This is a genomic window from Massilimicrobiota sp. An105 (assembly GCF_002161155.1).
Taxonomy (GTDB): Bacteria; Bacillota_I; Bacilli_A; order Erysipelotrichales; family Coprobacillaceae; genus Allocoprobacillus; species Allocoprobacillus merdigallinarum.
In genome coordinates, this window is the sequence record NZ_NFLY01000107.1 from 1 (window position 1) to 1301 (window position 1301).

Annotated in this window: 1 protein-coding gene; it reads right to left on the reverse strand. The window is 31.4% G+C overall.

Annotated elements, in window-relative coordinates; all coding sequences use genetic code 11:
- Positions 1-25: 25 nt before the first annotated feature.
- Positions 26-1069 (reverse strand): IS1595 family transposase, encoded by a 1044-nt coding sequence (locus B5E48_RS13400; protein ID WP_087305644.1) that lies wholly within the window; start codon positions 1067-1069, stop codon positions 26-28.
- Positions 1070-1301: the final 232 nt, after the last annotated feature.

Consider the following 1301-nt stretch of genomic DNA (forward strand, 5'->3'; position numbering starts at 1 on the left):
GGCTATGTTAACCCAAAAAGATGCTCTATTCAATAAGAAATGGAGTGCCTATATATTGAGCCCGTCTAAATGTGCATGGATATTGGTAGATATTGACAAAATTATCATGAAGATTTCTTTGTTTGTTTTTTATCGTATAAGCTATTAATGATAGATATTCATCTAGATATTTTGAAGATATTCCTATATGTTTTCGCATATATTCTTTGATTTTAGAGTGGATGTAGTTTATATGATTTATATGATATATTCCTCGCTTTTCCTTGCTTTTTTTTGGAAAAGAATAATGCTGAAGACCATATTCCTTGCTTAATTCTCTATATACATATAGACCATCTGTGCATAATGTTGTTGCGTGTTTTAAGACCTGACCATATACCTTTTTTACTGTTTCACTATCTAGGGAAGTTGTCCCAATCTTGGCAACTTTTAAATAGATATTTCCACTGCGATCAACAGCACCAGCAATTTGTACTGCATCGGTTATTTTATCATCATCTTTATGTTTTTGTCCCTTACGACCTCTTTTATAAGAGTTTCTAGGTAGCTTATTACAAGGATTCTGTTTAACATGATTACCAGAATAACTGATATTAACACTCATTTCATCTAGTTCGACAATTCCTTCCAATTGAACATCGTTCATTTGATTGGACATGGCATTGAGAATCTTATGTCTCATATAGAAGCTGCATTTCAATGAAACACCTGCATAATGAGCACAATCTCTTAAATCTTCATCCTGATCCATTATAATAAGATATTTTAACCATACTAAAGCAGGTAGTTTAGTGTTCGCTAGGATTGTACCATGTGTTGAAGTAAATGTTGCATGGCAGTCCTTGCATAAGTATCTTTGAGTACCATTTTTATAATGTCCGTTTTTTCTGATCTGAGTCGAATGACAGTGTGGACAGACAAAAACATCATTGAATTTTGCTTCGACTGCATCAATAAAGATAGCAGTGTAATCATTCAAAAGTTTTTTATCTTTTATATACTTGATAAGCAAATCAAGCTGATTCATATCCAAATTTTCTAATTCATTTTTGATTTCTTCTAAGTTCATAGTCGTTTACCTCACTTATGTAATAAGTGTATCATATTTGATAATGCCTCTGCATAGGAAGAATAACTTTTAACCACCAAAAAACAGTGTTAAAATCATAAATTTCAAATTCTGCATCTTTTTGGGTTAACATAGCCATAAAAACGGTGTTAAAGCCCTTTAAAATAAAACATGATATTTTCATCAGTGCTATACTTATATCGAGGTGAAGATATTATGACTGATAAAATGT

Bases quoted from the DNA above. Each gene is read 5' to 3' on its own strand.
- B5E48_RS13400 (WP_087305644.1), bottom strand. From the start codon at position 1,069: ATGAACTTAGAAGAAATCAAAAATGAATTAGAAAATTTGGATATGAAT.